General features: G+C 56.9%; 3 protein-coding genes and 1 pseudogene. 2 read left to right on the top strand and 2 right to left on the bottom strand.

What is annotated here, in order from left to right; translation table 11 throughout:
• A partial coding sequence (locus ACP151_RS21185) for a transposase (protein ID WP_424976771.1) occupies positions 1-183 on the bottom strand: 183 nt, incomplete at its 3' end.
• Positions 184-407: 224 nt separating this feature from the next.
• On the opposite strand from ACP151_RS21185, the gene ACP151_RS21180 reads away from it, so the two are divergent.
• Positions 408-977 carry a hypothetical protein gene (locus tag ACP151_RS21180; protein WP_424980775.1) on the top strand — a complete coding sequence of 190 codons (570 nt, stop codon included), beginning with the start codon at positions 408-410 and terminating at the stop codon, positions 975-977.
• A 63-nt stretch (positions 978-1,040) separates the two neighbouring features.
• Positions 1,041-2,870 carry a methyl-accepting chemotaxis protein gene (locus ACP151_RS21175; protein WP_424980774.1) on the top strand — a complete coding sequence of 610 codons (1,830 nt, stop codon included), beginning with the start codon at positions 1,041-1,043 and terminating at the stop codon, positions 2,868-2,870.
• Positions 2,871-3,111: 241 nt separating this feature from the next.
• Here ACP151_RS21175 and ACP151_RS21170 read toward each other — a convergent pair.
• Positions 3,112-3,251 (bottom strand): annotated as a pseudogene (locus ACP151_RS21170) (IS3 family transposase); the annotation flags it as partial.

Genomic DNA, 3,251 nt, shown 5'->3' with positions numbered 1-3,251 from the left:
ACTAAGGCAGAACTGGATGGCCGCATCGGAGAAGGTCTCCGGTCGTCCGCGTTTGCCGCATCGCTCGGCGAACCAGGTCATGTCGCGGTCAAACCAGACCAGCAGAGAGCCGCGCTTTCGAAGTGATGCGTTATAGTTGGACCAGTTCGTTGTTCGATAGCGGGAAGAGGCAGGCTTCGGCATGCCGCCGATCTAACCTACGGGATTCGCAAAGTGAATCCTCTACGGCCTTTGTGCAACAACGCCTTGTGCATGGCAAAGCCGCCACTGCAGCAGCTGCATTTGACGAGATACTACAGCATAAAATTCGCGCAAATATTCAAGCCACCGTTAACGGTCCGCAAACTCGTTTCACGGAGGATAGCCTCAGAAGTAAATCAGTTCACGATTCCAAAAGGAGAAAAACCATGCGCCTCGCAACAGTAGTCGCCAGTCTTGCCATTTCCGCCTTCCCGGTATTTGCCAGTGAATTCGCCCCCGCGATGGAAGACTATTATGCCAGTAGTCTGAGCGGCTGGGTGCAGTCCCCTGACATCGTTTCTGCAATCCAGGCGCAAAATGCCGCGAATGCAAATCTGGGACAATCTGACATTGATGCCCTGGATCAGGACTGGCGTGCAAATGTTGGCGATCCTGGTAACGCCATCATCAAGCCGGTTCTGTCCAGCGCGCTGGCTGATGCTCTGCGTGAGCGTGTCGAGGCCTCTGGCGGCGTCATCACAGAAATCTTCGTCATGGACTTGCACGGTCTGAACGTCGCGGCCTCTGGTATCACCTCTGACATGTGGCAGGGCGATGAGGCCAAGTTCCAAAAGACATATGGTGCAGGTGCTGGCGCTGTTCATTACAGCGAAGTGGAATTGGATGAATCCACCCAGAGCTATCAGGGCCAGATCTCTGTAACCATCAGCGACCCGGCTTCAGGCAATCCGATCGGCGCGATTACAGTTGGTGTGGACGCAGAAAGCCTGATCTGACCAGGCACTCAGCCCCCCAACGCAGCACAGCTAACGCAGCACAGCTAACGCAGGAGATCCAAGATGGCCAAACCTGAGAAGACCAAGGCGAAGAAGCGCGGACTATCGATATTCAGCAAACTTGTGCTGCTGGTATCGGGCATCACGCTTGCAACCACGGCCTTTCTTACGGTCTCCAACAAATACATCACGGACAAAGCCGTTAACGATGGCGTGCGTGCGTTGGCGTCAAATGTAACCTATTCCGTCGCTGCGCGCAGCGGCGGAGCGATCCGATTTGGAGCGACCGAACAGCTGACTGCGGATTTTGCAACCGTGATCGAACTGACGGAAGGGCGCGCGCTTTACGCAGCGGCTTTCAACTCCAACGGCGAGCAGGTCGCAGACTCTGGCACAGCTACCGAGGCAGAGGCCAGCGCGCTGGCCAATGCGGCAGCAGCAGCGTTGGAAAGCGGCGCGCTGGAACTGTCTGCGGATGGGAAATTCGCCGCTGCACCCGCGCTCACACCCAAAGGGAAGACAACAGGGGCAGTCGCCTTTTTGTGGTCTAGCGATGCCGCCGTTGCCATGGCCAGCCGCGATCAGTTGACTGCCCTGGCTGCCGCGATTGCTGCTTTTGCCCTTATGACCATCGGCGGATCGGTGTTCATGCGCAAAAAGCTGACGAGGCCGATCTCGGAAACCAGCGCGGCAATCAAGGCGATCGCACGCGGGGATTATGCGCTTCAGGTCAACCATCTAAGCCGCACGGACGAAATTGGATCCTTGTCCCGCAATCTGGAGAATTTGAAGCAACAGCTTGCCGACGCTCAAGAGCTGGAACAGCAGCGCAAAGAAGATCAGGTTTGTCAGCAACAGGTGGTCAACACGCTGACAGGAGCTTTGCAGCGCATGTCTGAAGGCGATCTGACCAATGCGATCAATGAGCCGTTTGCCGAAGCTTATGAGCCCCTGCGTGCAAACTTCAATTCGACCCTCGGTAAACTTGTGGAGATTATCGACTCTGTTTCCGAAAGCTCCTACCGGATCCGTTCCAACGCGCAGGAAATCAGCGCCTCCACCAGTGATCTGTCACAACGCACAGAGAGCCAGGCTGCAACACTCGAGGAAACGGCAGCTGCCATGGAGCAGCTGAATTCAACTGTACAATCTGCAGCCTCTGGTGCCCGCCAGGTGGTCACGATCATGGATGAAGCGCGTACCACGGCCGAAGGCAGCGGACAGGTTGTTCAGGAAACCGTTGAAGCGATGTCAAAGATCGCAAACTCCTCGCAGGAAGTCACCAAGATCCTGTCAGTCATTGACGACATCGCCTTCCAAACCAACCTTCTGGCGCTGAATGCAGGTGTCGAGGCTGCCCGTGCGGGCGAAGCAGGTCGTGGTTTTGCGGTTGTTGCCTCTGAAGTACGAACCCTTGCCCAGCGGTCTGCGGATGCAGCGCAGGAAATCAAAGGGCTGATTTCAGACAGTACGGTTCAGGTGGACGAAGGGGTACGCCTGGTCGGCCGCACCGGCGAGGAGCTGGAAAAGATCATTTCCCGCGTCGGCACGATCTCAGGCCATATCAGCGAGATCGCAACAGGGGCAGAGGAACAGGCCGTCACCCTGGGTGAAGTCAACACCGGCGTGAACCAGCTGGATCAGGTCACCCAGCACAACGCTGCCATGGTGGAAGAATCTACCGCCGCCAGCCAAGTTCTGAGCAACGACGCCATACAGCTGGCTCAGATTGTATCGGTCTTCGTAACAGGCAACGCGCAATCGCAGCTGAGCTCCCCCAGCGTGGCAAATCCAGAAGTAACGGCCCATGGCGCAGATGATGAAGTTGACTGGGACGCCCCGGCACCAGACGCCCCCCCGCCCGCGAAGGCAGTTGGCTGGGATGATTTCTAAGGGGGCTCGCCAGCTGATCCGTTCAGCCTCGGGCTTTGATGCTGTAACCGCCCCCCCCGACGGCATCGACGTGCCAAGGTGGGATCGCAACAATCCATATTGGGAGGCGGTCATGTCGGAGATTATCACGGTCGGGCTGGATCTGGCGAAGAATGTGTTCCAGGTCCTGTCCGTCGTCAGGTTATTTGGGTCCAAGAGCGGCGTAAACTAAGAGAGTGCTCGGCTCATCTGGTTGGTTTGATTATGCGGCGCGTTGTCTGTGATGCAAGCGTCGCGCTTCGAACGTGTTCTGTTTGATCCTTTCTCTTTGTTCCAGAATGGCTTGGTCACGCCCGAAGTAGACGTCGGCTGGCGTGACGTTGTTCAGGCTCTCGTGGTAGC

The sequence above is a fragment of the Leisingera sp. S232 genome, assembly GCF_049800895.1.
Taxonomy (GTDB): Bacteria; Pseudomonadota; Alphaproteobacteria; order Rhodobacterales; family Rhodobacteraceae; genus Leisingera.
Note: the sequence above shows the minus strand (reverse complement) of the source record. Positions and strands in the feature narration are given on the sequence as shown.

Coding starts and splice junctions, on each gene's coding strand:
- ACP151_RS21180 (WP_424980775.1), top strand. CDS start 408: ATGCGCCTCGCAACAGTAGTCGCCAGTCTTGCCATTTCCGCCTTCCCG.
- ACP151_RS21175 (WP_424980774.1), top strand. CDS start 1,041: ATGGCCAAACCTGAGAAGACCAAGGCGAAGAAGCGCGGACTATCGATA.